We start from the raw sequence: 23,722 nt of genomic DNA, 5'->3' as shown, positions 1-23,722 counted from the left end.
GTCCTAAAGTTGGCCTGAGAGTTTTTGCAATCCCTGGCGCACCCCTTCTTCAAGCGTTGCCGTTGGTGGAACTGATTCGATAAATTGATCAACCAGGTTAGCCTTAAAGCCTAAATTCACTAATGCTGAAGCAATCTGTCTATGGGTTTCAGGTTTTGCTTTGGCGCCGGCCTTACCTTTAGTTTCGATAATCACTAGTTTTCCCTGCAGCGTAAGTACAATTTGTTCCGCCGTTTTTTTGCCGATCTTTGGTAAGCCTGACAAGGCTTTGGCATCACCGGCTTCAATCCAGGCCTGAATCTGTGCCATCGGCGCGCCCGACATCGCGGTCAAGGCCATCTTTGGACCGATACCGTTTACTTTTAATAGCTGCATGAAAAATTCTTTTTCCGGCTTGGTTAAAAAACCAAACAGCGTAAATGCATCTTCACGCACATGTGAATAGATCCATAACGGCAGGTTCTGCCCGATTAACACTTGCGCATCAGCCAGCGTCTGAGTCGTGGTCATGACTTCGTAACCCACACCGTTTACTTTTAAAATTAAATTATCGGTGGTGACATCAAATACTGTGCCCTCTAAAAATCCAATCATGCTGTAACCTTTCGTTTTAAAGCCGCAAAACGCAACTGGGTTGCATGAAAACAAGCCATCGCCAGCGCATCCGAAGCATCAAGAGATTTTACCGGCGGTAATTTTAAAAGATTCTGCACCACTAGGCGCACATGTTCTTTTTCGGCCCCGCCGTTACCGGTGATCCCTTTTTTTACTACCCGGGTCGCATATTCGTGAACTTCACAGCCGGCTTTCAACGCCTCATAGACTACTACGCCGCGGGCATGCCCAAGCTTAAACGCAGAATCCGCGTTTTTCCCCAAGAAGATTTTCTCTAAAGACACCTGATCTGGTTTATAGCTTTTCATCAGGTCACGAACACCCTCGCCGATCTCTAATAAGCGAGTACTTAAGTTTTCTTCGGCATTAAATTTAAGAACACCGTATTCAAGCGCTTTCATGACGAGCGGCTGCGTGCTTGAAACTTCAAGCACAGCGAAACCTAAAAATCTTGATCCGGGGTCAATTCCTAAAATAATCATTCAGCATTTATTCAACACTAAACCCCTTGCAGCGCCAACAATATAATGCCAGAATTAAAGCCAGATGACACAAGATGGAATGCCTAAAAAAGACAAAAACGATTCACTGGCAATCAAAAGAATCGAAAGCTTACAAGCTGAGCTAGAGCAAAATCCACGTTCATTAGCTTTCCCCCAGTTGGCTGATCTTTACCTCGAAAAAGACATGGTCGACGAAGCCTACGATGTGCTTCAAAAAGGTTTACATTTTCACCCCAATTCAGTGAGCGGAATGCTGATTCTGACCCGCATTCTAAAAACAAGAAACCATTTTCCGGAAGCTGAAGCCCTATTGAATAAATCCATTCGCTTGGCGCCACAAAACTGGCAGGCTTACCTGATGCGCGCTGATCTTTATGTACGCACCGGTAAACATAAAGCCGCCCTGGAAGACTTTAAAAAAGTTTTGATGTTCAATGCGACCCATCCGGTGGCGCGTAAAGCGGTGGCAAAATTAGAAATGCTCACAGCCGATCAGGATATCGACGCCGATAGTGAATTTTCAGTCCAACCGCTGCAAAAAATGGCGGAAATGCCTGAGCCTGCTCCGAGCGAACCAAAGACCGCACCGTTTGGACAAAGTTCACCCAAACTCGAGCGCATTTTATCGCTGATCGACGCTTTTTCTATGCGCCAGGATTATGCCAAAGCACTTAAATTGCTTTATGAATGCAAATCCGAATTCGGGGCGCATCCTGAAATTGAAGACCGCCTACTTAAGCTTTCACAGTACGAAACTGCTGAAAAAATACGCCCAAAAGCAGAGGCGAAAATCTCTGAATCTAAAAAAGCCCTGATCATCGAAAAAAAACAAAAGGCCCTCGAATTATTGCTGCGCAGGGTAATGAAACTGCAAAGTGAGCGATTAGTTCACAATTAGCTCCTGATTCGCTAGACTTATTCAATATTTAAAGAAGATATTGGAGTATGTATGTACGAAACGGCAGATTTTAGAAAAAACTTAAAAATCATGGTTGAAGGTTCACCTTACGTGATCGTTGATTTCCAGCACGTTAAACCTGGTAAAGGCAATCAGTTTTCTAGAACTAAATTAAGAAACTTATTAACTGGCCAAAACCTTGAACGCACGTTCAAGTCCGGCGAGAAATTTGAAGTACCTAACGTTGAAAACATTGAGATGACGTTCTTGTACAAAGATGACAACGGTTACAATTTTATGAACCAGGCTAACTACGAGCAAATCTGCATGATGGAGCACGAAGTTGGTAATGCGGCTAACTACTTAATCGAAAACTTAAATGTGTTCATCACAATCTATAACGAAAAGCCGGTTAACGTTGAGGTTCCAAAAGCTGTTAACATGAAAGTGGCACAAACTGAACCGGGCATCAAAGGTGACCGTGTAACTGGCGCCACTAAACAAGCTACAATGGAAACCGGTTTAGTTGTGAACGTTCCACTTCATATCAATGAAGGCGATATTCTAAGAATTGATACAACAGAAGACGCCTACGTAGAGCGCGTTTCGCAAAAGTAATTTTTCATTTTGTCTTAACAAGGATACGTTTTGGCAGGTACGAACAGTCTCGAAATTGAGATTCATAACTACTTTCAAGAAGGCACCTCAACAGAGTATGTCAGCCGGGAACTTGTTGCCAAATACGAAAAAATGGAAGTCCTAAGCCCTTCAGAGATTGAAGGGCTTTCGCATTTTTTAATCACCTGCGGTCGTTTTGATCTTTTAAAAAAACTTTATATCAGATGCGTTCAGCGCGGAAAGATCGGCTCTTTTCCGACTGGTTTTTTAATCGAAGCTTTATTGAAACAAAACAAACCGCTCACCGACCGCGCGATGAATGTCTGCGAAGAAATTATTGAAAGACAACCTTTCGAGTCAACCGCCCTGCAACAGCCGCAGGTTAAGACGTTCTCGGTTCAGGTTGCAAAAGAGCTTAAAGAGATTCAAAAAAACTATACCGACGACCGACTACGGCAAAAAACGCGCTTAATCGAACAGCTTAACCACTTCCGTACAGCCCAGCTGCAGGAACAGGAAGAAGCCGTTCTGCAACAGTTGACCAAACTTTACCCGCAGGACTTAGAGATCGGTCTATTAAAACAAGCGCATCTAGAAAAAAAAGCCGACGATATCTTAGATCGGGTCATTTCCAAACGTGTTTTCGTAAAGCCGAAAACCAGCATTGATAAATCGACGACCAGCGAAGAGTTTTTAAAAGAAATGCACGATAATATTTTAAAAATTGCTGGTGATCTGGAGAAAAACCAGCCGGATCAGTTATACAATCTGGCGATCCTGGCTTTTCAGTTCGAATTATTCGAAGCGTGCTTAAAAGTATTAGAAAAGGCTCCGGAAACTTCTGCCCGTGACTGGCTTCGCGCTGAAGCCCTGCTTGAAGCGGGAAAATATTTAGAACTTATCCATTTGGTCGAATACTTAGAAGCCAAAGATAGCCACAGCACCGAAACCCCGTTCGGCGCAACCTACTTAAAAGCCATTGCCTATCACGGCCTTGGTAAAAAAGATTTAGCCATCCGCTTATTGGAAAGTATTTTACAGGTTGTGCCTTATTACCGCTCGGCTGAAGCCTTGCTGGTGGAGTGGAAGTCGTGAAGAATTCTACTAAAATCACCCTTGCCCTGGCTCCGGCAGTTTCGCTCTTGCTACTTGGGTTATTGTGGACCACCACTGTTAAACCCTGGATATTACGAACCGCCAAGACTCAGGTTCCGAAAATCAACACCATGCAGGACTTGGTGCATGTTGAAATTGGCCAGATTGACTTTTCGTTAATGAAACTTCAGGCCTATGCCAAAGAAGTCAGTGTCACGTTAAACAAAGATGCCAGCAACACGGTCACGGTTCCTTCGGTGCGCGTGCAGATTGACCCGTTTAATTTGCTGATCGGCCAGCTCAATGTTTCTTACCTGCGCCTGGAAGATGCAAAAATTCATCTTAATGAAACGATTTTAAACCTAACACCTAAAAGCGATAATAAAGAAATCGACTTAAAGCCGCTGTTTAAGTTGTTGCCAAAAATTCCATTAGAAAAAATCGTTATCAACGACACCCGCTTAACTTTTGACATTCAGAGCCAGAAAGCCCAGTTAAAATCTGCTCTTAACCTGTTAACCGTGACCAATTTTAAAAAAAGTTTGGTCGCATCAATATCTGATTCAGAACACGAATTCATCACGAAGAATATTTCAAAAATAACCGGCGCCACGATCCGCATCGGTGGACAGGCTGAGTTATTTGAGAACAAACTGGATATTTATAAACTGACTGCCCGGGTGGAAAACTCAGCCGTCACAACCAGCGGCGTGGTTAATAACTTTCGTTACGTCCTGATCAAGCCGGAGTTCAGCGTAAAAACCACCGGCACCCTGATTTTTGAAAACCTTAAACCATTTTATTACTTCTTTGATACATCAAACAAACGTCTGCCGCAAATTTTAGGTCAGTTAAAATTCAACGGTCAGGTTCAGGGGGTAGGTTTTAGCCAGAACTCCGGCAGCATCACGCTGCAAACAGAAAATTTACAGTTTGATTTTATCAAATTCGGTAACGCCAACATCAAAATGAATTTAAAAAACAATTCGGTGGCATTTGACCAGATCCAGCTCAACCACCCTTCGGGGCTTGCCAGCCTTTCAGATGTCGAATTCGCCCAGGAAAAACCATATAAGTTTAAAAGTAAGGTTCAGGTCAGCCAGTTCAACCTACAGAAGTTATTCGCATCTTTAGAGTTAAAAAACATTCCGGCAGATTTTAATGCTTCGGTTTTAGGTAACTGTAACGGCCAGCTCATGCCGTTTGAAGCCCAATGTGATACTAAAATTATTGCTGAAGACATTGATGTGACCGATATCGTCCAGGTTAAAAAAGCGCTGGTCGGCGGTAAAGTTAACTTTACCGCGTCTGGTGTTAGCTATGAAGCCAATGCCAAAATTAATACCTCAGAATTTACCTCAACCGGTAAAGTCGGCTTTGAATCAGGCTTTGATATGAAATTTAAAGCCGGCAATTTCGAACTTGGCCATATTGATAATCTGGCGAACCTGAATTTAAAAGGTCAGATCTCTGGCGAACTTACAGCAAATGGCACCTCTGACCGGGGCGTGATCAATTCAAAACTGACCGGTAAAAACTTTGAAATCGACAAGTTTCACTTAGGAAACCTGACCGCAGATTTAAGCTATAAAGACGGCGCGATGTTTTTAAAAAACATCGGTGGCGAGGTCGAACAAACGCTATACAGCGGTGATCTTGATTTAAATTTTAAAAATTCAACTGTTCAAGGTCAGGTCTCGCTTCCGCGGCTTTACGGCAAAAGCGTTATTGCAATTTTAAAAGACCGCTTCTATTTACCGTTTACCCTGACCGGCCAGGGTAAAGGCAATATGTCTTTTTCTGGCCCGTTTAATTTCTGGAAACTTAAATACCAGTTACAGGCCGAACTTAATCGCGGTGCCATTGCGGATGAGTCGTTCAGTACGCTACAGGCCAACTTAAATGCAACAGGTGAAAAAATAAATTTTGACCGCGTTGTTTTAATGAAACCATCCGGCCAGGTCATTGTTGGCGGCCATATCAATACCCAGAGCACGGAGCCGCGCTTCAACCTGGATATCACTTCACAGAACCTACGGGTCGAAGAAGTCGATCACTTTATCCGACTCCTTCCGAAATCAACAGGCTTACTGGCTGTAAATGGAAAAGTTGTTGATACCATCGACAAAATCCAGATTCAGGGTCAGGCGGCTTTACGTGATTTTACTATCGAAGGCCAGTCGCTGCTTTCAAGTCAAGGCGATATTGTCATTAACCGCAATTTCTTAAGCTTTAACGGACAGGTCTTCGGCCGTCAGGCGCAGGCTTTGGTGCAGATTCCATTTAACGAAAAGCATGAATTTCATATCAAGGCCCAGTTACGGGATTTAAATCCGCTCAATTTTCTTCCGCTCATAAGTATCCCGCCGCCGGCTGTCGACACTTCGGCCTTACTGACCGCAGAAATCGATTTACGCTCGCCGGCGATGGATTTTTCACGTTTAAAAGGTCTGGTTAAGCTGAATAATTTTTTACTGCAACGAAGCAACCAAACCTTAAAACTGCAGAAGCCAAGCGAGATTGTTTTTGATTCAGGATTAAAATCACTTTCAATGATCTCGTTGCGCGGTTCAGATCAGAGCCTTGATATCACCAAACAAGGAGGCGTCTTAAACCTCAATGGTAAAATTTTGCTGCGCCCGTTACAGTTTCTTGTGCCGTTTTTAGAAAATTTAAACGGCCAGCTTGAATTTGATTTCGGTGTAAATTTAAACGCGCACAAATTATCGCTGGCCGGCGATGGCTCGCTTAAAAACGGCTTAGTGCAGTTAAAGGGCTTTCCGTACCCGATCAAAGAAATCAATGCAGATCTTGATTTTTCACAGTCGAAATTGATTGTTTCAAGCGTAAATGCCCAGCTTAATCAGTCGCCGATCACAGGTTATGGCTATGTTAACTTTCTCGGACCTAAAAATATTGATGTGAATATCCAGGCTGAAAGTACGCGTGTTGACTTAGAATTTCCGCCACAGATGCAGACTTCGGGTTTAGTTAAAGTTAAACTTTCTGGCCAGTGGCTTCCTTACACTTTAAAAATTGATTACACCATTGATCAGGGTTTAGTGACCAAAGAGTTTACCGGCGGCGCCCAGGATGTGAAGTTAACGCTGGCCCCGAGCCGTTATCTGCCGCCGCAGCAGCTAAACCAGCAAAGCCCAACTTTATTGCTCGATATAAACCCTAAGTTTCATAAAGGCATTATTATTAAAAATTCAATCTTAGAAGGTACAGCTACCGGCGAGCTACGCATTACCGGATCTCCTGAGATTCCGATTATCACCGGCCGAGTTGATATTGTACCCAACGTAAGTAAACTGTTTTTTAAAGATAAGCCGTTTGATATCCAGACCGGATTTGTTATTTTTAACCCGGGCGAACAAAAAACTCCGGACATCAATCCAGAGATTTTCATCAACGCGAGCTCTCGTGTTTCTGATTACGACATTAACCTTCTGATTTCGGGTCAGGCCAAAACTCTATCTATTAAACCAACATCACAACCGCCATTAAGTGAAAACGATATCTTCTCGTTACTGGCGCTTGGATTTACCTCTTCAAGCCAGGACCAGAACTTAAGCTCTGATACCCAACAAAAACAAACCGGTCTTGAAGTGCTTGCGACCATCACCAATCAGTCAAAATTCAATAAACAGATCCAGGAAAAACTGGGCTTGAATGTGCAGATTGCCCCTTCGGTGGATTCGACCAAAAATATCGCCGTACCGAAAGTCGTCGTGAGCAAAAAGTTATCGAAAAAAGTAAATGCTTCATACTCTAAACCGTTGACTGGATCACAACAAAGTAATGAAGTAAAATTGCAATGGTTGTTCCACCCGGATTTCTCTCTGAATCTAAACTATCAGAATCAGACCGAAGAAAATGAAACCGGCGTGATTCAAAACCAGAATGACAGTGGCAATTACGGCATCGATGTCGAGTATAAGAAGGAATTTAAATAATGCGATTATTAAGCTTTTTTATTTTTCTTGCTTTGACTTTACCTGCGATGGCGCAGACCTATCCGGCTTTTAATTTAAAGGATTGGCCGCCGGATATCATCACTCCACTGACCAAAAAATATCCGGCATTACTGCAAAAATCGTTTACAGCCGAAGAGCTTTCGCAGTTGCTTAAAGATGTGCACCGTGAGTTAAACTTTACGGCATTAAAAATTGTCGAAAAAAACAACGAGTTATATCTGGTCGGAACCCTGAACTCAAAAGTTGAACAGATCCGTTTCAACGGTCTTGAAGAAATCGATGACGAAGAAGCCCAGGAAATCTTCGCGGTAAGTCTTGGCGATGCCCAGGACGAAAACAAAGTCAGCGCCGGGATCGAACGCCTTACCGGTTATTTTAAAAATATCGGTTACCGCCGCGCGATTATCACCACCCGCCTTGTTAACAAGGGCACGACAAACCGCGAACTGAACGTCGATTTAAATTTAGGTAAAATTACCCGAATCTCCGAAATTAAAATAGAAGGTTTGCCGGCGGAAGAGACTTTAATCATTGAACGCGACTTTGCCTGGAACGGGATCGGTAAAATTCTCTCTGATGAAAACTTAAAAATCGTCAACCGCAGTTTAAGAAAATCTCTGAACTCGATGGGCTATTTTATGGTTAATATCCCATCACCGTCGATCACCTTCAGTGCCGATGAACAACGCACCCGCTTAAACTTTAAACTGATTGCCCAGCCAAAATATAAAGTTGAAATCGTAGGCCAGCAGTACACAAGAAAAGATGCAGAAGAACTGTCAATTAACAGACCGGTGCTGCTTAATGAGGTTCTGAAACTAGATGAATACTTTACTGCCGAACCTAATTTTGGCTCTGATCTGGCCGAAAAAATCCGCCTGCATTATCTCTCTGAAGGCTTTGCCCATTGCGAAGTGCCGTATTACGAGCGTAAAGAAAAAGACCTAACGATCCTGACATTAAACATCAGCGAGGGCCCGAAAGTTAGGATCGATAAAATCTCTGTCATCGGAAACCTGTCGCGCCCGGAAAAATTTTACGTAAAAACATTTGATAAATTATCTTCCAGCAAAACCCAGGAAGGAATTTTGATCCAGGCCGATATCGAGCAGGCGGCAAAAAACCTGATCACCTACCTGCAGAACGAAGGTTTTGTGAATGCCAAACTTTCCCGCATTCAGGTCGGCACCGAAAATAAACGTTCAAACAAAGCCATTATCGTTTTACAGGTTGATGAAGGCCCACAGGCCACCATCGATAAAATCACCATCACCGGAAATAAGTTTTTCTCGAATGAAAAAATCATCGAAGTTCTTAATTTACAACCAGGAAAAAAACTAAGCTTAATCGAATTAGAAACGGCCTTAGCAGATCTAAAAAACTTTTACGCAGAAAACGGCTTTATTGAATCCAAACTCCTGTCAGAAAATAAAAATCTGATTCAGTATTCTGACAGCCTCACTGAGGCCTCTCTTCAAATCGACATCTTTGAAGGCCCACAGATCCGTGTAGGTTCGATCTTAATCGAAGGTAACGACATGACCCACGCCAAACTGATTCTGACAGAGTTGGATTTTAAAGTGGGCGAACTGCTGACGCCGACAAAACTGGAAGAGTCGACCACCCGGCTACAGCGTACCGGGCATTTTTCGACCATCGATATTTACACGCTTGAGGCCAACACCGATGTGCAGGATCGCACCATCGTTGTACGCGTTAATGAACGTAAACCCGGTGTGTTTACCGCCGGCGCCGGCGTGACCAACGAAAATAATCTGACCTTACACGGTTTCATGGGTATTGCTTACCGTAACTTAGGCGGCTGGGGCCGCGGGGTTTCATTACGTGGCGAGGCTAAGTACAATCCGAATATCACGAACTTTGTTGAGTACAAAGCCACCGCCGGTTATGTTGAACCGTATTTATTCGACTCACGTGTACGCTTTCGTGTAAATTACACGACAGCAAGAGAAATTTCTGATTTCAGTATTCGTAAATCGACAATCACCAATCAGACAGTTTTTTCTTTTGAACAGGATTTCACTTCACATATTACCGGAATTTTTGAGTTACCGAATATTTCAAACTACGTCGACCAAGGGATCACCAAAGAGGACGAAATCGCCAACGGCTACAGTCGCCAAGACATGGTGATCGGCACAATCGGTCCGACCATTGATATTGATTACCGCGATAATATTTTAAACCCGCAAGATGGCCACTGGACCCGTTTAACCCTTGAATACTCGTCAGACTTCTGGGGTAACCACAATGTCGACCCATTCTATCGGGCGAGCGGCCAGTTCACGCTATACACCCCGCTCTGGGAAGAAAAAGGCTTGGTGTGGGTTAATTCGTACCGTGCCGGATATGTTAAAACTATAGGCAACCTTGAATTCGGTGTGCCATTTGATAAAAAAGGTTTTATTTTAGGCGGTAGATCGACCATCCGTGGTTTTGAATCAAGCGAATATTTCCCGACCACCAATCGCCAGCTGGCAGCCAACTATCATTTAGAGAATTATTCAGTTTACCAATTGATCAAATCAGAGCTTCGCTTTCCGCTTTTTAGCTCGGAAAACTTTATGGGCGCGGTATTTTATGACGGCGGTGAAGTCATTGTTGATCATGTCGCTTTCGAGGACCGCTACCGCGATGCTGCTGGCGTAGGCTTACGCTACAACACGCCGGTGGGCCCGCTTAATTTAGAATATGCCCGCAAGCTAGACAGAAAGAGCTATGAGTCAGAAGGGGCTTTTCATTTGTCAGTAGGCGTCTTCTAAGTTACGTTTTCAGGGTTGTTAAACGACTGAAAATTAACAGGAGAAGTCGTGCCTCAGGCACGCAAGGAGACCTACACATGCGTCAACACAATGTACGTGTTTACCCGTCTAAAGAAAAACTTGAACGCCGCGACCAATTAGCTTGGAAAATGGCCGAAATCTGTACTGATAACGCTCCAATCAAAGAAGATGTTATCGACATGGTTATTAACCGTATCATCGACAATGCATCTGTTGCGATCGCAGCGGCGAACCGTCACCCGGTAGCTTCAGCGCGTGCTATGGCATTAGCTCACCCTCGTGCTGGTGGCGCTACAGTATTTGGTATGCCGAATGACCAAAAATTTTCTTGCGAATGGGCTGCATGGGCCAATGGCACGGCCGTTCGTGAATTAGACTACCATGACACTTTCTTAGCGGCCGACTACTCGCACCCTGCGGATAACATTCCACCAATTTTAGCGGTGGCTCAACAAACCGGTAAAAACGGTAAAGAATTATTAAAAGGCATCGTTGCAGCTTACGAATTGCACGTCGACCTTGTTAAAGGTATCTGCTTACACAAACACAAAAAAGATCATATCGCCCATTTAGCTCCTGCAGCTGCCGGCGGTATCGGTACACTTTTAGCTTTACCTACTGAAAACGTTTACCAGGCTATCCAACAAGCGGTTCACGTTTCATTCACTACTCGCCAATCACGTAAAGGTGAAATCTCTTCTTGGAAAGCATACGCTCCTGCACACGCCGGAAAATTAGCAATTGAAGCTGTAGATCGCACAATGCGCGGCGAAGGTGCGCCATCACCGATTTACGAAGGTGAAGACTCAGTCATCGCCTACATGTTAGATGGCAAAGACGGCAAATACACTGTACCACTTCCAGAAGTTGGCGAAGAAAAACGTGCTATCTTAGAAACTTACACGAAAGAACACTCTGCTGAATACCAGTCTCAGGCGTTAATTGATTTAGCTTCACGTATGAAAGCTAAAATCACTAACTTCGAAGATGTAAAATCAATCGTGATCCACACGTCTCACCACACTCACTACGTTATCGGTACCGGTGCAAACGACCCGCAAAAAATGGATCCTAAAGCTTCTCGTGAAACTTTAGACCACTCGATCATGTACATCTTCGCTGTCGCTTTACAAGACGGCACTTGGCACCACGTAGACAGCTACACGCCAGAGCGTGCTAACCGCCCTGATACAGTTCGTTTATGGCACAAAATTTCAACTCTTGAAGATCCGAAATGGACTGCTGCTTACCACGAACAAGATCCGAATAAAAAAATGTTCGGTGGCCGAGTTGAAATCACTATGAACGACGGTACAAAAATCGTTGATGAATTAGGTGTGGCCAACGCGCATCCAGCAGGAGCCAAACCATTTAAACGTGCTGACTACATCCGTAAGTTCGACATTTTAACTGCTGATATCATCACGAAAGAAGAGCGTAACCGCTTCATCTCTTTATGTGAGCGCTTACCGGAGTTAACTGCAGCTGAAGTGCAACAGTTAAACGTGCAAATCCCGATCGACAAATTAATCAACAACAAACGCGACCAAAAAGGTATCTTCTAGTATGATGTTTCCTACTCTTACAGCGGCTGAAAAAAGAAAGAATTTTCGTGATCAACTAAAAACCGGAAAGCTTTTACAATTTCCGGGATCATTTTCGCCGCTGGTGAGTATGATGATCGAACAAAAAGGTTTTGATGGTGTTTACATCTCAGGATCAGTTCTTTCAAACGACTTAGGTTACCCGGACATCGGTTTGACCACTTTAACAGAAGTGGCCAACCGCGGTCGCCAAATCGCCCGTACAACAAAATTACCATCGATCATTGATGCTGATACGGGTTGGGGCGAACCCATGAATGTAACTCGCACGATCCAGGAATTTATTGAAATGGGCCTTGCGGGTTGCCATCTTGAAGATCAAGAAAACCCAAAACGCTGCGGCCACTTAGATAACAAATCTGTGGTTGAATCTTCACAGATGATTAAAAAAATCAAAGCTGCCGTTCGAGGTAAAACTTTAGATCCGAATTTCTTAATTATTGCGCGTACAGATTCACGCGCTTCTGAAGGTTTAGATAAAGCCATCGACCGTGCTAAAGCCTATGTTGATGCCGGTGCCGAGATGATTTTTCCTGAAGCTATGCAAAACGAAAAAGAATTCGAAGCGATGAGAAAGGCTATCAGTGTACCGCTGTTAGCAAATATGACTGAATTCGGTAAAGGTAAATTATATACTAAAACTGAATTAGAAAACCTAGGTTACAACTTGGTGATCTACCCGGTTACAACTTTACGACTGGCCATGGGTAACACTGAACGCGGCTTAGACATTATTAAAAAAACTGGTTCGCAAGAAGAAGCTGTTTCGTTAATGCAAACTCGTCAACAATTGTACGATCTTACCAATTACGAAGCCTACAATGCGTTTGACCAATCGATTTTTAATTTTAAATTAAATAGCAACCAATAGAAATATAAAGAAGAGAAAGAGAGAAAAAGTAAATGGCTGAATATATCAATCCCGACTACGTAGCTGAACCAGAAAAAATGAATGTTAAAAAAGGTCTTGAAGGCGTTGTTATGGATACATCATCTGTATCTAAAGTAAATGCTGAAACAAACTCATTAGTTTACCGTGGATACCCAGTACAAGATTTAGCTGAAAACTGCTCTTTCGAAGAAGTCGCATACTTGATGTATAACGGCGAACTTCCAAATAAAGCTCAATTAGCTGAGTTCTCGGCAAAAGAAAAATCATTACGTGATATCTCTAAAGATAATTTAAACGTGATCAAAGCCTTACCTAAAAAGTGCCACCCAATGGACTCTATCCGCACCGGCGTTTCGTTCTTAGGTTGTGAAGATGAAAGAATCTGGGATGCATCGCCTGCAACAAACATGGATAAGGCGATCCGTTTACTTGCCAAGATCCCTACAATGGTGGCTGCTGATTACCGTTTCAAAAAAGGGTTAGATTTCATCCCACCGAATCCTTCTTTATCAATCGCTGAAAACTTCTTTCACATGTGCTTTGGCAAGGTGCCAGATGCAAAAGTTGTAAAAGCTTTTGATGTCTCTTTAATTTTATACGCTGAGCACTCATTCAACGCGTCGACTTTCACAGCTCGCGTTGTGACTTCAACTCAATCAGACATCTACTCGGCAACTACTGCTGGTATCGGCGCTTTAAAAGGGCCTTTACACGGCGGTGCCAATGAAATGGTTATGCATATGATGATCGAAATCGCTGATCCGGCTAAAGCTGAACAGTGGATGTTAGATGCATTAGCAAACAAGCGTAAAGTGATGGGCTTTGGTCACCGTGTTTACAAATCTGGTGATTCACGCGTTCCAACCATGAAAAAATACGCACAGGTTATGGCTGATGTAACTGGCGAACAAAAGTGGATGCAGATGTACGCTAGTCTTGAAAAAGTAATGGTAGAAAAAAAGAAAATCTACCCTAACTTAGACTTCCCGGCTGGTCCTGCTTATTACATGATGGGTTTTGAAATCGATTTCTTTACACCGATCTTCGTCATGGCTCGTACTACGGGCTGGTCAGCTCACATCATGGAGCAAGCGGCAAATAACCGTATCATCCGTCCATTATCTGAGTACATCGGTGCTCCTCAGCGCCAAGTTAAGCCTATCTCTGAAAGATAGTCTTAACTTTCAAAAGTAAAAATTAAAAAAAGCCAAGGTGATAAGCCTTGGCTTTTTTATTTTCTCAATTTGACGGTCTTGGAATAACGTTTTTTATAAGCTGTTCGCACCAAGCACGGCCGGAGCAATACCCATCATTAAGTTGTACATATCCATATCAACGCCATACGGGTCAGCAACTAAGGTCATTTGACCGCGGTCATTGATCTGAGTTGTTTCGTATAATACGTAAACCGGTACTGTACGGCCAAGATCACGTTTTGATTCAGCGGTTGCACGCGGGAATAAACCAAGAGTTTCAGCCTTTAAAGTATCTACGGTGTGAACCGGATACCCGGTCATCGGATCGACCTGGCCAGCCAATAATTTTTCAGCTAAATCAAACGGTTTTTCCATACGGATACAACCCGAAGACACAAAACGGTTTCGCTTAGGAAATACCGTCGCGCGGTCGTTGGTATCGTGCATATAGATATTTAACGAATTTCTAAGTAACGGAAACTTGATCCAACCTAAAGCATTTTTATCGCCGTCTGGATACTGAACAATACGGTAGTTCATACCGGCACCTGATTCAAAACGCTCTTTTGAAGTTTCAGTCGCCCAGTCAATTTGTTCAACTAACACTTCTGTCGGAGGACTCGTACGTAAATCAAAAAAGTGGTAACCGGCATCGCGCGCATGCTGTTGACCGGCCGCAGTTGCAAACAACGGTCCCTTATCTTTAAAATAGATGGTGCGCGGTACAGTCCAGGTCGGATTTAAACGCATGTGGTTGATCGCATCAAACATGATCGGTGTCGGGCGTTCAACACGGCCTGCCGCAGTTCTGAAGTTTAACGTAATTAAATTATCTTTGTAATAGAACAAACGCTGGCCGGCTAAGTTAATATGCACGTACTCAGGCTGTAAATTATCCGGTAACCAACGAGAACGGTCTAAGTTGATTTTTAAACGGGTAATAATCTGGTCAATCGGCGTATTTAATAAACCAAAAGAGTCTTTACCGATCACACCGTCACGGCCTAATAAGTTATTTTCCTGCAGCTCTTCGATCGCAATTTTTAAATCTTCGGTGTAGTTCTGGTTATAAACATCATTCTCATAGCCAAACATCGATAAACGCTGACGCGCAAATAACACTGTCGCCGGGTCTTTTACCCCCGGTTTGATAGTCGTAAGTTTTAACGGAACCGCCATGATCTGGTTATTTTGTTTCATCTTAGTGATCTTACGGTACATCGAAAGAGTACGCGCATAGATCGAGTTCTTCGGGCGGAAAGTGTTAAACAAATCTAAAGCCGTAATCACATTGTTACCGTATTTAGTTAATTCGTTTGTCATCAGCGCCGTATCAACTTTTTTAGTTTTTACGTTGGCTTTCTCGCCGATACGGTCCGGGGTAACGTAACCGCGGTTTAAGGCTGTTAAAATATTCTTTCCGATAAGGCCCGCTTGCGTACGCAATTGGTTAAAATCATTGGCCTGGGCTAAAGAGTTTAAATAGTTGGCCTGTTGGTCGTTAACAAACCAGTCTTTTTGCATACCTTCTAATTCAGCCAACATCAAAAGCTCTGTGATTTTATTTAAAATCACATGGTTCATCAGCACCGGATTCGATCGGTTGACCAAGACTTGTGTTGTTAACGGCGTCGGTGGTTGCCATAGTGGCGTGATGATTTCGCCTTGCGCTTCGGCCTGCTGCGCCTGAACGTTAGCTTGCGCTGCACCCATATTAACCTGTGCGATCGCCTGCGCACTGAAAACCATACCTAAGATAAATGGAGCAAATTTGATCGATTTCATAGTCTTTATCTCAACTTTCTACAGGCTTAATTTGATGTTGCGTTTAGAGCGTAAAGCATCGATGGCTTTTTGGGTGACACCGGTATTCGAATTAGAACGAGGGATATACATAGATTTATAGTCACCGCCGCGACCCTTCATCATGACATTCATTCCTTCTTCATCAGGAACAACATTTACAACCTGGCCTTCAAATGACATTACGGCGGCTGCGGGCTGCGTAGAAAAACCAATTAAAACAAGAGTTAATACGGCTAATGATAATTTCATAAAGACACCTCTTCCGAGATGTTTCATAGCGAGAATTGTTCCAGTTTGAGATCTGTTATATTCGACCTGAAGCTGATTTTTTGCCTAAACGCTTTACACTCACGCGCACACGGTCACCAGTAATTTGTCGCTCTAAAAACGCAAAACAGCCAGGCTGATCGCGCTGGCTGTTATAACTTCATAAAATTAACTGTAAGCGATTAAATTATTTAAAGTTTTCCATGATGTATTTCGAGTTTAAATACACTAAATTTTCAATCGGGCCTGACAGAGCCTCTGCCGGCGAACCCACACCTCTTAAATCATCACCGATCGCCGAAAATAAAATAGTACCCTGTGGAAGCTCAACGAAGCCGGCTAGTGATTTTGAGTTACCAAGAGTACCGGTTTTAGCGTAGATCTTAGCCTTAGTTCTTAATACTTTGAAGTTTCTTCTTAAAGTGCCTGAGCTACCCGGTTGTGCCAATAACACTTTAAACTTATCGTATTTACCAGAGGTTAAGATGCTATAAAGTAAGCTGGTTTGTAAGCGAGCAGTAACTTTGTTTTTATGAACTTCTTTATCTCTGGCTGTGTCCTGCAAACCGCTGCCGTTTACCGGGTGAAACTTATTGCTATCAGCCAGACCAGAGTAGTCTTTCATCATTATTGCGGCACCTTTTGCAACTTTAGCATCAATTGTGTACTTACGGCCCTGCATATACATGCCATAACCAATGATACTATTTAAATAACTGCCCGCCGGAATTTTAAAACTTTTCTCTTTGTCAGCCACAGTTCTCAAAGCGGCATCAGCTTCGATGTTGCTGCTCCATTTTAACATGTGCCCCATCGTGCTGGTAGGATATGAGCTTCGGCGATAAGCTGCCCAAGCGGTAAAAATCTTTAAGGTCGACGCCGGACGGATAGCTTGATTCACATTGAGCGAAGATAAGAAATGGCGGGTTCCTTTTTTATCAATAAAAATGAAATCAAAGGCCCACTGCCCCTTGCCTACTACCTGGCTAACAGAAGCATCCTGCAGATCGCGAAGGGCGACCCCACCGGCGATATCGTTCCAGTTCTGATCAGCACCGCGCTCAAGTAAGTATTTTTCAAATTTCGCAACAGCTTCAGCATCAATGTCCTGCAAAGGTCCGGCGTTGGAAACACCTGATTCTAAATAATCAAGAAGCTGACCTTCCTGCTCTTCCGTCAGTTGGCCCGAGTTAATTAGTTCTTCAATCTGCGACTCATCCATGCCTGTGGCCGGAAACTCATACGCGTTAGCCTGGGTGAATAAGGTGATTGCCAAAAACAACACTATGGTAGATAGGACGTGCTTCATTTAATAACCTCGTGGTTTAAATATAAACTTAAAAAATCGGTTTTAATAAAATATGATTTATCTTCACAATTACGGCCAATCGCTGAGGCAATGCCGATCACCTGCATTTTTTTAGTCCTTGGATCTAAGAAAAAGGCCGGCCCACCCGAGTCACCTTCACAGACACCGCCCGAAGCTTTAGCCTGGTCGATTAAAAAATAACCGCTCTCATTAATAACATGTGTAAAAGAGATAGCTTTGTACCTAGGCTTATCATCATAAGCTAAATTGTTTTTTAAATCGCTTTTATCGGTATTTGCCAAACCATAGCCGGCCACATAGATTTCAGTTAGCGGGACTATTTTATCAAAACTCGAAAATTCAGCCATCTTTGCCATTCGCGGAAAAGGCTCTGAAAAAATTAACATAACTAAATCATCACGCACACCGTCCGGAACCTTAACAGGTCTTGTTGCCACGATGGTCAGATTAGTGACTTCGCCATCGGTTTTATATTCAGAAGTTCTAAAAGTTACCGAAATACTTCCTTTATTACAGTGGGCTGCCGTTAAGATCGCATTATCGCCTACAAAAATTCCGGTACAAACCTGGTTATACCCCATAAGATCTGTTGATGAGATATGAACGATGTAATCAGCGATTTTATCTGAATAGGATAAAACTTTTCCGCCAACGATAAGCTGATCAGATTGAAGATGATCTCCACACCCCATCAATCCGTGGCAAAAAATTAGAATAAACGTGAGCAAAGCAAAACGCATACGGCGCTTACTTGCACTAAATAAACCAACAATTTGGGCCATTTTTACAGGCCACAAGCAATATAACTTATTTAAAACGGATTATTCTGAGATTCTTGACCAAATTGGCGTCTGCCGACTAAAAGTTAGCCAAACCTTACGGTGGCTACATCGAACAGCTCTTTAGAACTAAATTTTCTAACCAGATATGTGAAGATAGCGGCGAAGATTTTAAAGCTTTATCTGTCTCACCCAACAACACCAATGAATCTTCCAGTTTTTTCACTGGCCAACCTTTAGCTTGTGCGCAGTACTCTTCAATAAAATACGGCGACACATTGGCCAGGTTTGCAAGTTTGGTCCCGCCGATCCCCTGATCCATACCGGTTCTGACGGTCAGTAAGATTCGCATATGGCGGGCTAACAGATTAACGATACCGATCTCGCTTTGCCCCTGGTCCAACAGATTAACGATTTGCTCTAGAGCCCGCACACGGTCTTTCTGACCAACGGCTTTGGTAAAATCAAAAACATTTTCTTCTCTGGAGTTTGAAACCACCGCGTTGATGTGATCAACATCGACCTGGGTTGCCCCGTCTAAGTACACTTTGATTTTTTCTAACTGCGCGTAGATCTCAGATAAATTATTTCCCACCAGTCGGTGCAAACGGTGAACCGCGGCCTGGGTAAGTTTTAATTCAAACTGCGAGGCATAGTAATTAATCCAGCGCGGGATTTCGTTATCGTACGGCTTTTTAAATTCTAAGGCTGCAGCGGTGTCGATCAAATTCTTAAAATGCTTTTTACGTTTATCGATCTTGTCGGCAAACAGCACAAAAACCGTTGAATCGACCGGATTTTTAAACAAAGATTCCAGCTCGTTCCACTCAGAATCTTTAAGTTCCTGGGCGTTTTTTAAAATCACCACACGCTGCTTCGCAAAAACCGGCAATGTTTCAACATTGTCTTTAATCGTTTGCACGTCGGCATCAGAAGCATAAAAAAGCGAATAATTAAAATCAAAAGAGTTTTCGTCTAGCAAACCGTATTTAAAACGGTTCACACACTGATCGATCAGAAACGGCTCATCGCCGAAGATAAAATAAACCGGAGAAACATTTCCCGATTCAAGGTCTTTATAAAATTTATTCTGATCTATGACTGCCATTAACTATTACTGCCATTATTAAAAATTATCTACCAGGCGGTCGAACGCAAGTTGCATCATTTCTTCTGATAAAGTCTCAAGAGTCTGCCTGCGAGCTGAGAGATTGTAAAGGTTGTTTGCCGAGTTAATGACTGGCAAAGTCAGCTGTGGCGGTGTATAGTTTCTGCTCTGCTTAAATTCACTGCTCCACAGAACCTCTGAAGAATTTTTGCGCTGTAATCTTATGTTAACTGTAACCGTAATTTTAGTGGTCGTAGATAAAATCGTATTCTTCGGTAAAAACTGGGTGTCCTTGGCTTCGATCGCCCCTTCTTCAGAAACGATTTCAACCGCTGTCACTGTGCCATATAAAACCGCGTCAGACTCGTTTTCACCATCGACCATGCGCACAGCTTTTGAGTTTAAAAGCTCGCGTTTTAAAGAATTGGTAAAATAAACTTCTAAACCCGGTTCTGTAGAAACATTTTTAAACAAAGGAGCATAAATCACGCGCACATTCTGCGGTAAGGTGTCGACTTTGCTGCTAAGTTTGTAAGCGCAAGAGCTAAAAAATCCGGTCAAAGAAAGGATTATGACAGCAGCCGTCAGGCGGCTTGGCATACGATAGAAAGCTTCGACAAAGTGAGTTTTCATTGCTGTAATCAAACCGCGGAAAGGCCGACAATGTCAATTGATACATCGAAATCCTTACTTTTAGCACCGGGGCCTGTCCAACTCCATCCCGAAGTGCAAAGAATATTATCGTTACCGATGATTCATCACCGCACACCCGAATTCGACCGCATCTTAAAAACTGTTTTACACGAGTTAAAATCGCTGTTCGTAACTAAAGAAAAAGTTTTTATTTTATCATCAACCGGCTCCGGCGGCATGGAAGCTTTGTTAATTAACGTGATCCGCCCACAGGCCAAGGTGCTGGCCATAGTTTCTGGAAAATTCGGCGAACGCTGGGCTGAAATGGCGCAGATTTTCGGAGCCCAGGTCCACAAACTTGAGGTACCGTGGGGCTCAGCGGTGAATGCCGCTGATGTCGAAATGTTTTTAAAAGAACATCCCGACACCGAAATCGTAATGACCCAGGCCTGCGAAACATCGACCGCAACCGTACACCCGGTTAAAGAAATCGCCGCAGTCGTGGCCAAAAGCAAAGCTTTGTTTTTAGTTGATGCCATTACCGCATTGGGCGCAATGCCGCTACCGATGGATGAATGGCAGATCGATGGCTTAGTTGCGGGCTCGCAAAAAGCGATTATGTTACCTACCGGCCTAAGCTTAATTTCGTTTTCGCAAAAAGCGTGGGATAAAATCAAAACTAACCCGACACCGAGATATTATTTCGATGTGCGCAGAGAGTTAGCGGCTAACGATAAAGGCGAAACTTTTTTTTCATCAAATGTGGCCCTGATCCGCGCTCTTGAGTTTGTTTTACAGGATATTAAATCACAGGGCTTAGCAGGACTGTTTAAAACTATTCAGCGCCGTGCCCAGTACACCCGGGCGATGGCTAAAATTTTAGGGCTAGAAATTTACTCAAAAAATCCAAGTGATTCAGTCACAGCCCTTTCGCTCCCCGCTGATTTTGACGGCGCAAAATTTCGTGAACACTTGGAAAAATCCTACAACCTGACCGTCATGGGCGGACAGGACCAGTTAAAAGGTAAAATCATCCGCTTAGGTCACATGGGTTACATTACCGATGTTGATTTACACCAAACGACCGAACGCCTGGTTGCAGGCTTAAACGACTTCGGTATGAACTTAGATTTTCACACCATTTCTGATCACTCCCTGCTTTGGCTAAAGGAACATCCGTAATGAAGCCATACATCGTGATCACCGAAAAATTTGCACTCGATGCCCAGGTTACGCTGAAAAACTCGGGCCTGTGTGACGTCGTAAAACTGTCAGCACTTACTGATCTGGGCGATCACTTAAGTCAGGCTACGGGCTTAATCATCCGCTCTAAAACCAAGATTACCCGCGAGCTGTTGGCGCAAGCCCCTCACTTAAAGTTAATCATCACCTGCACCAGCGGGTTTGATCATATTGATCTGCAGGCCACGCAGGAAAAAAATATTCACGTGATGTTTACCCCGGACGCCAATGCGGTGTCTGCGGCAGAATTGACCTGGGGCCTAATACTAAACACCCATCGCCCGTTTTTTGATTCGCACAAACAGATTAAAGCGGGCCTGTGGGAACGCGAAAAACTACAGGGTTTTGAATTATTTGGCAGAACCCTTGGTATCGTAGGGCTTGGCCGCATCGGACAAAAAGTTGCAGCCTTTGCCAAAGCCTTCGGGATGAATGTGGTGGCGTTTGATCCGTACTGCGAAGATGAAGCGTTTGCCAAATTTAATTTAGAACGCTCAAGTTACGAAGAATTATTAAAACAATCAGATATCATCACCTTTCATGTACCGTTAACCCCGGAGACTAAAAACATGATGAACCGCTCGCATTTTGAGTACACCAATAAAGATGTAGTCATCATCAATGCCTCGCGCGGTTCGGTGGTTAACGAAGATGATCTCTTTGAAGCGTTAGAAAACGGCACCGTGCGCGCTGCCGGCTTGGATGTGTTCTCCAAAGAACCGCTCACGCGTGAATCGAAATTGTTAAAATCCACAAAAGTGGTTTTAACCCAGCATATCGGTGCATTAACCGAAGAAGCGTTTGCAAAAGCTTCAATGGAAGCCTGCTCGCTTTGTATTGATTTTTTAAAAACTAATAAAACTCAAAATACGCTCCCGTTTAAAAATAACTGGGGAGTCATGATGTTTAATGACTAAAGGAAAAGTATGTCAGCAGTTGTGGTAATTGGCGCTCAGTGGGGCGATGAAGGAAAAGGTAAACTCGTCGATGTATTTGCATCACATGCAGATACGGTCGTGCGTTTTCAGGGCGGCTCAAATGCCGGCCACACCCTGGTCGTAAACGGCCAGAAAACAGTTTTACATTTAATCCCATCGGGCATCCTGCATTCAGATAAAACCTGCGTGATCGCCTCAGGGGTTGTAATTGATGTGATCGGTTTAGCCGAAGAAATCAGAAAGTTAAAAGCTACGGGTCTTCCGCTGACAGCTTCGCAATTATTAATCGCTGATAATGCGACAGTGTTACTTCCGTATCACAAAGCTTTAGATCAAGCGCGCGAAAAAGCGTTATCTGAGGGTAAAATCGGGACAACCGGCAAAGGCATCGGCCCGGCTTATGAAGACCGCGCCGCACGTCGTGCATTGATTATGTCTGATCTATTTGATTCGAATAACCTTCTGGAAAAAATCGAATTTGCGATCACAGAAAAAAATGTCTTACTTAAAAATCTATACGACGCTCCGGAAATATCTGCGGCTGACGTATTAGAGCAGATCAAACCTGCGATCGAAGTATTACGTGAATACCGCTTAACGGATGTGTCGCTGTTCGTGTCGCAAAAACTTAAGACCAATAAAAAATTATTATTCGAAGGCGCCCAAGGAACCCTATTAGATATTAATCATGGCACTTACCCGTTTGTGACCAGCTCAAGCACCCTTTCTGGCTCTGGTTCTATCTCGGCAGGCCTTGGCCCACACCATTTATCGAAAATCGTCGGCGTATTTAAAGCGTACTGCACTCGCGTGGGCTCTGGCCCGTTCCCGTCTGAGTTAAAAGACGAAATCGGCGCCCAAATCCAAAAAGAGGGTCATGAATTCGGCTCAACCACAGGCCGCGCCCGCCGCTGTGGCTGGTTAGACCTTGTTGCGCTTAAGTATGCGATCCGCTTAAACGGCATTAATAGCTTAGCGATGATGAAGTTAGACGTGCTTTCGTCTTTAGATAAGATCGGCGTTGTAACGGCCTATAAGCTTAACGGCGAAGTGATCAATGAGTTTCCGACTTCGACTGAGCTTGTGGCCAAGCTCGAGCCGGTGATTGAGTATATCCCTGGCTGGAAAGAAGATCTGACCAAGGTTAAAACCCTGCAGGATTTACCGGTAAAAGCTACGGCGTACATTAACTACGTACAAAAGCAATTAGGCACCCCGATCGACATTATTTCGGTCGGACCTGACCGCGAACAAACTTTATGGGTTAAACCTTTATACAAAGACTAGAGTTCCCTCTCTCAAAAGACTCATTTTTCGCCAAAAACCTGAGTCTTTTGAACAACTTCTGGGCATCAAAATATTTTTAAAAAATCAGTTTGACAGTCCAGACATCTTGATAGAAATTGGCATCTCG

Annotated in this window: 19 protein-coding genes; 11 read left to right on the top strand and 8 right to left on the bottom strand. The window is 43.6% G+C overall.

All coding sequences use genetic code 11. The features are described from left to right. Positions 1-3: 3 nt before the first annotated feature. Together ruvA and ruvC are read right to left on the bottom strand one after the other, a co-directional pair. The gene (gene ruvA / locus AC04MM_RS10320; RefSeq protein ID WP_475380272.1) at positions 4-594 is read right to left on the bottom strand and encodes a Holliday junction branch migration protein RuvA; all 591 of its coding nucleotides are present in this window, start codon (positions 592-594) and stop codon (positions 4-6) included. Then, a complete protein-coding gene (gene ruvC / locus AC04MM_RS10315; protein WP_475380271.1) occupies positions 591-1,097 on the bottom strand; it encodes a crossover junction endodeoxyribonuclease RuvC in 507 nt (168 codons plus the stop codon). The genes ruvA and ruvC overlap by 4 nt, the downstream gene beginning before the upstream one ends. A 64-nt stretch (positions 1,098-1,161) precedes the next feature. On the opposite strand from ruvC, the gene AC04MM_RS10310 reads away from it, so the two are divergent. From AC04MM_RS10310 to AC04MM_RS10275, 8 genes are all read left to right on the top strand, one after another. Continuing rightward, complete coding sequence (locus tag AC04MM_RS10310; protein ID WP_475380270.1) at positions 1,162-2,016, top strand: tetratricopeptide repeat protein; 855 nt, start codon at positions 1,162-1,164, stop codon at positions 2,014-2,016. Between the two features lie 51 nt (positions 2,017-2,067). Continuing rightward, complete coding sequence (efp, locus tag AC04MM_RS10305) at positions 2,068-2,634, top strand: elongation factor P (RefSeq protein WP_475380269.1); 567 nt, start codon at positions 2,068-2,070, stop codon at positions 2,632-2,634. A gap of 30 nt (positions 2,635-2,664) precedes the next feature. Continuing rightward, a complete protein-coding gene (locus AC04MM_RS10300) occupies positions 2,665-3,729 on the top strand; it encodes a tetratricopeptide repeat protein (protein ID WP_475380268.1) in 1,065 nt (354 codons plus the stop codon). Further along, positions 3,726-7,688, top strand: a complete 3,963-nt coding sequence (locus AC04MM_RS10295; RefSeq protein WP_475380267.1) for a translocation/assembly module TamB domain-containing protein — start codon at positions 3,726-3,728, stop codon at positions 7,686-7,688. Before AC04MM_RS10300 ends, AC04MM_RS10295 begins: the two co-directional genes overlap by 4 nt. Then, on the top strand, positions 7,688-10,492 hold the full coding sequence (locus AC04MM_RS10290) for a BamA/OMP85 family outer membrane protein (protein ID WP_475380266.1): 2,805 nt from the start codon (positions 7,688-7,690) through the stop codon (positions 10,490-10,492). Before AC04MM_RS10295 ends, AC04MM_RS10290 begins: the two co-directional genes overlap by 1 nt. 77 nt (positions 10,493-10,569) lie before the next feature. Next, positions 10,570-12,078, top strand: a complete 1,509-nt coding sequence (locus tag AC04MM_RS10285) for an MmgE/PrpD family protein (RefSeq protein WP_475380265.1) — start codon at positions 10,570-10,572, stop codon at positions 12,076-12,078. A gap of 1 nt (position 12,079) precedes the next feature. Further along, positions 12,080-12,988 carry a methylisocitrate lyase gene (gene prpB, locus AC04MM_RS10280; RefSeq protein ID WP_475380264.1) on the top strand — a complete coding sequence of 303 codons (909 nt, stop codon included), beginning with the start codon at positions 12,080-12,082 and terminating at the stop codon, positions 12,986-12,988. Between the two features lie 32 nt (positions 12,989-13,020). Beyond that, on the top strand, positions 13,021-14,184 hold the full coding sequence (locus tag AC04MM_RS10275; protein WP_475380263.1) for a bifunctional 2-methylcitrate synthase/citrate synthase: 1,164 nt from the start codon (positions 13,021-13,023) through the stop codon (positions 14,182-14,184). A 93-nt stretch (positions 14,185-14,277) separates the two neighbouring features. Here AC04MM_RS10275 and AC04MM_RS10270 read toward each other — a convergent pair whose 3' ends face one another. The 6 genes from AC04MM_RS10270 to lptE form a co-directional block, all read right to left on the bottom strand. After that, positions 14,278-15,990, bottom strand: a complete 1,713-nt coding sequence (locus AC04MM_RS10270; protein WP_475380262.1) for a L,D-transpeptidase family protein — start codon at positions 15,988-15,990, stop codon at positions 14,278-14,280. An 18-nt stretch (positions 15,991-16,008) separates the two neighbouring features. Further along, positions 16,009-16,260, bottom strand: coding sequence for a hypothetical protein (locus AC04MM_RS10265; RefSeq protein WP_475380261.1), 252 nt, complete (start codon positions 16,258-16,260; stop codon positions 16,009-16,011). A gap of 205 nt (positions 16,261-16,465) precedes the next feature. Continuing rightward, a complete protein-coding gene (locus AC04MM_RS10260) occupies positions 16,466-17,587 on the bottom strand; it encodes a D-alanyl-D-alanine carboxypeptidase (protein WP_475380260.1) in 1,122 nt (373 codons plus the stop codon). Further along, complete coding sequence (locus AC04MM_RS10255; protein ID WP_475380259.1) at positions 17,584-18,390, bottom strand: trypsin-like serine protease; 807 nt, start codon at positions 18,388-18,390, stop codon at positions 17,584-17,586. The genes AC04MM_RS10260 and AC04MM_RS10255 overlap by 4 nt, the downstream gene beginning before the upstream one ends. Before the next feature lie 103 nt (positions 18,391-18,493). Further along, complete coding sequence (gene holA, locus AC04MM_RS10250) at positions 18,494-19,495, bottom strand: DNA polymerase III subunit delta (protein ID WP_475380258.1); 1,002 nt, start codon at positions 19,493-19,495, stop codon at positions 18,494-18,496. 18 nt (positions 19,496-19,513) lie between these two features. Further along, the gene (gene lptE / locus AC04MM_RS10245) at positions 19,514-20,128 is read right to left on the bottom strand and encodes an LPS assembly lipoprotein LptE (protein WP_475380257.1); all 615 of its coding nucleotides are present in this window, start codon (positions 20,126-20,128) and stop codon (positions 19,514-19,516) included. A 30-nt stretch (positions 20,129-20,158) separates the two neighbouring features. Here lptE and AC04MM_RS10240 point away from each other — a divergent pair, with 30 nt between their 5' ends. Genes AC04MM_RS10240 through AC04MM_RS10230 form a run of 3 tightly spaced genes read left to right on the top strand, consistent with a single transcriptional unit; the run spans position 20,159 to position 23,595 of the window. Beyond that, positions 20,159-21,310: a pyridoxal-phosphate-dependent aminotransferase family protein gene (locus AC04MM_RS10240; RefSeq protein WP_475380256.1), complete on the top strand. Its 1,152-nt coding sequence runs from the start codon at positions 20,159-20,161 to the stop codon at positions 21,308-21,310. Beyond that, positions 21,310-22,287, top strand: a complete 978-nt coding sequence (locus AC04MM_RS10235) for a hydroxyacid dehydrogenase (RefSeq protein WP_475380255.1) — start codon at positions 21,310-21,312, stop codon at positions 22,285-22,287. Before AC04MM_RS10240 ends, AC04MM_RS10235 begins: the two co-directional genes overlap by 1 nt. A gap of 9 nt (positions 22,288-22,296) precedes the next feature. Beyond that, positions 22,297-23,595 (top strand): adenylosuccinate synthase, encoded by a 1,299-nt coding sequence (locus AC04MM_RS10230; RefSeq protein WP_475380254.1) that lies wholly within the window; start codon positions 22,297-22,299, stop codon positions 23,593-23,595. Positions 23,596-23,722: the final 127 nt, after the last annotated feature.

Source organism: Bdellovibrio sp. SBM16 (assembly GCF_056175625.1).
The sequence above is the reverse complement of the archived record's forward strand: the minus strand, read 5'-3'. Positions and strand labels throughout refer to the sequence as shown.

Coding starts and splice junctions, on each gene's coding strand:
- ruvA (WP_475380272.1), bottom strand. CDS start 594: ATGATTGGATTTTTAGAGGGCACAGTATTTGATGTCACCACCGATAAT.
- ruvC (WP_475380271.1), bottom strand. CDS start 1,097: ATGATTATTTTAGGAATTGACCCCGGATCAAGATTTTTAGGTTTCGCT.
- AC04MM_RS10310 (WP_475380270.1), top strand. CDS start 1,162: ATGACACAAGATGGAATGCCTAAAAAAGACAAAAACGATTCACTGGCA.
- efp (WP_475380269.1), top strand. CDS start 2,068: ATGTACGAAACGGCAGATTTTAGAAAAAACTTAAAAATCATGGTTGAA.
- AC04MM_RS10290 (WP_475380266.1), top strand. CDS start 7,688: ATGCGATTATTAAGCTTTTTTATTTTTCTTGCTTTGACTTTACCTGCG.
- AC04MM_RS10285 (WP_475380265.1), top strand. CDS start 10,570: ATGCGTCAACACAATGTACGTGTTTACCCGTCTAAAGAAAAACTTGAA.
- prpB (WP_475380264.1), top strand. CDS start 12,080: ATGATGTTTCCTACTCTTACAGCGGCTGAAAAAAGAAAGAATTTTCGT.
- AC04MM_RS10275 (WP_475380263.1), top strand. CDS start 13,021: ATGGCTGAATATATCAATCCCGACTACGTAGCTGAACCAGAAAAAATG.
- AC04MM_RS10270 (WP_475380262.1), bottom strand. CDS start 15,990: ATGAAATCGATCAAATTTGCTCCATTTATCTTAGGTATGGTTTTCAGT.
- AC04MM_RS10265 (WP_475380261.1), bottom strand. CDS start 16,260: ATGAAATTATCATTAGCCGTATTAACTCTTGTTTTAATTGGTTTTTCT.
- AC04MM_RS10260 (WP_475380260.1), bottom strand. CDS start 17,587: ATGAAGCACGTCCTATCTACCATAGTGTTGTTTTTGGCAATCACCTTA.
- AC04MM_RS10255 (WP_475380259.1), bottom strand. CDS start 18,390: ATGGCCCAAATTGTTGGTTTATTTAGTGCAAGTAAGCGCCGTATGCGT.
- holA (WP_475380258.1), bottom strand. CDS start 19,495: ATGGCAGTCATAGATCAGAATAAATTTTATAAAGACCTTGAATCGGGA.
- lptE (WP_475380257.1), bottom strand. CDS start 20,128: ATGAAAACTCACTTTGTCGAAGCTTTCTATCGTATGCCAAGCCGCCTG.
- AC04MM_RS10240 (WP_475380256.1), top strand. CDS start 20,159: ATGTCAATTGATACATCGAAATCCTTACTTTTAGCACCGGGGCCTGTC.
- AC04MM_RS10235 (WP_475380255.1), top strand. CDS start 21,310: ATGAAGCCATACATCGTGATCACCGAAAAATTTGCACTCGATGCCCAG.
- AC04MM_RS10230 (WP_475380254.1), top strand. CDS start 22,297: ATGTCAGCAGTTGTGGTAATTGGCGCTCAGTGGGGCGATGAAGGAAAA.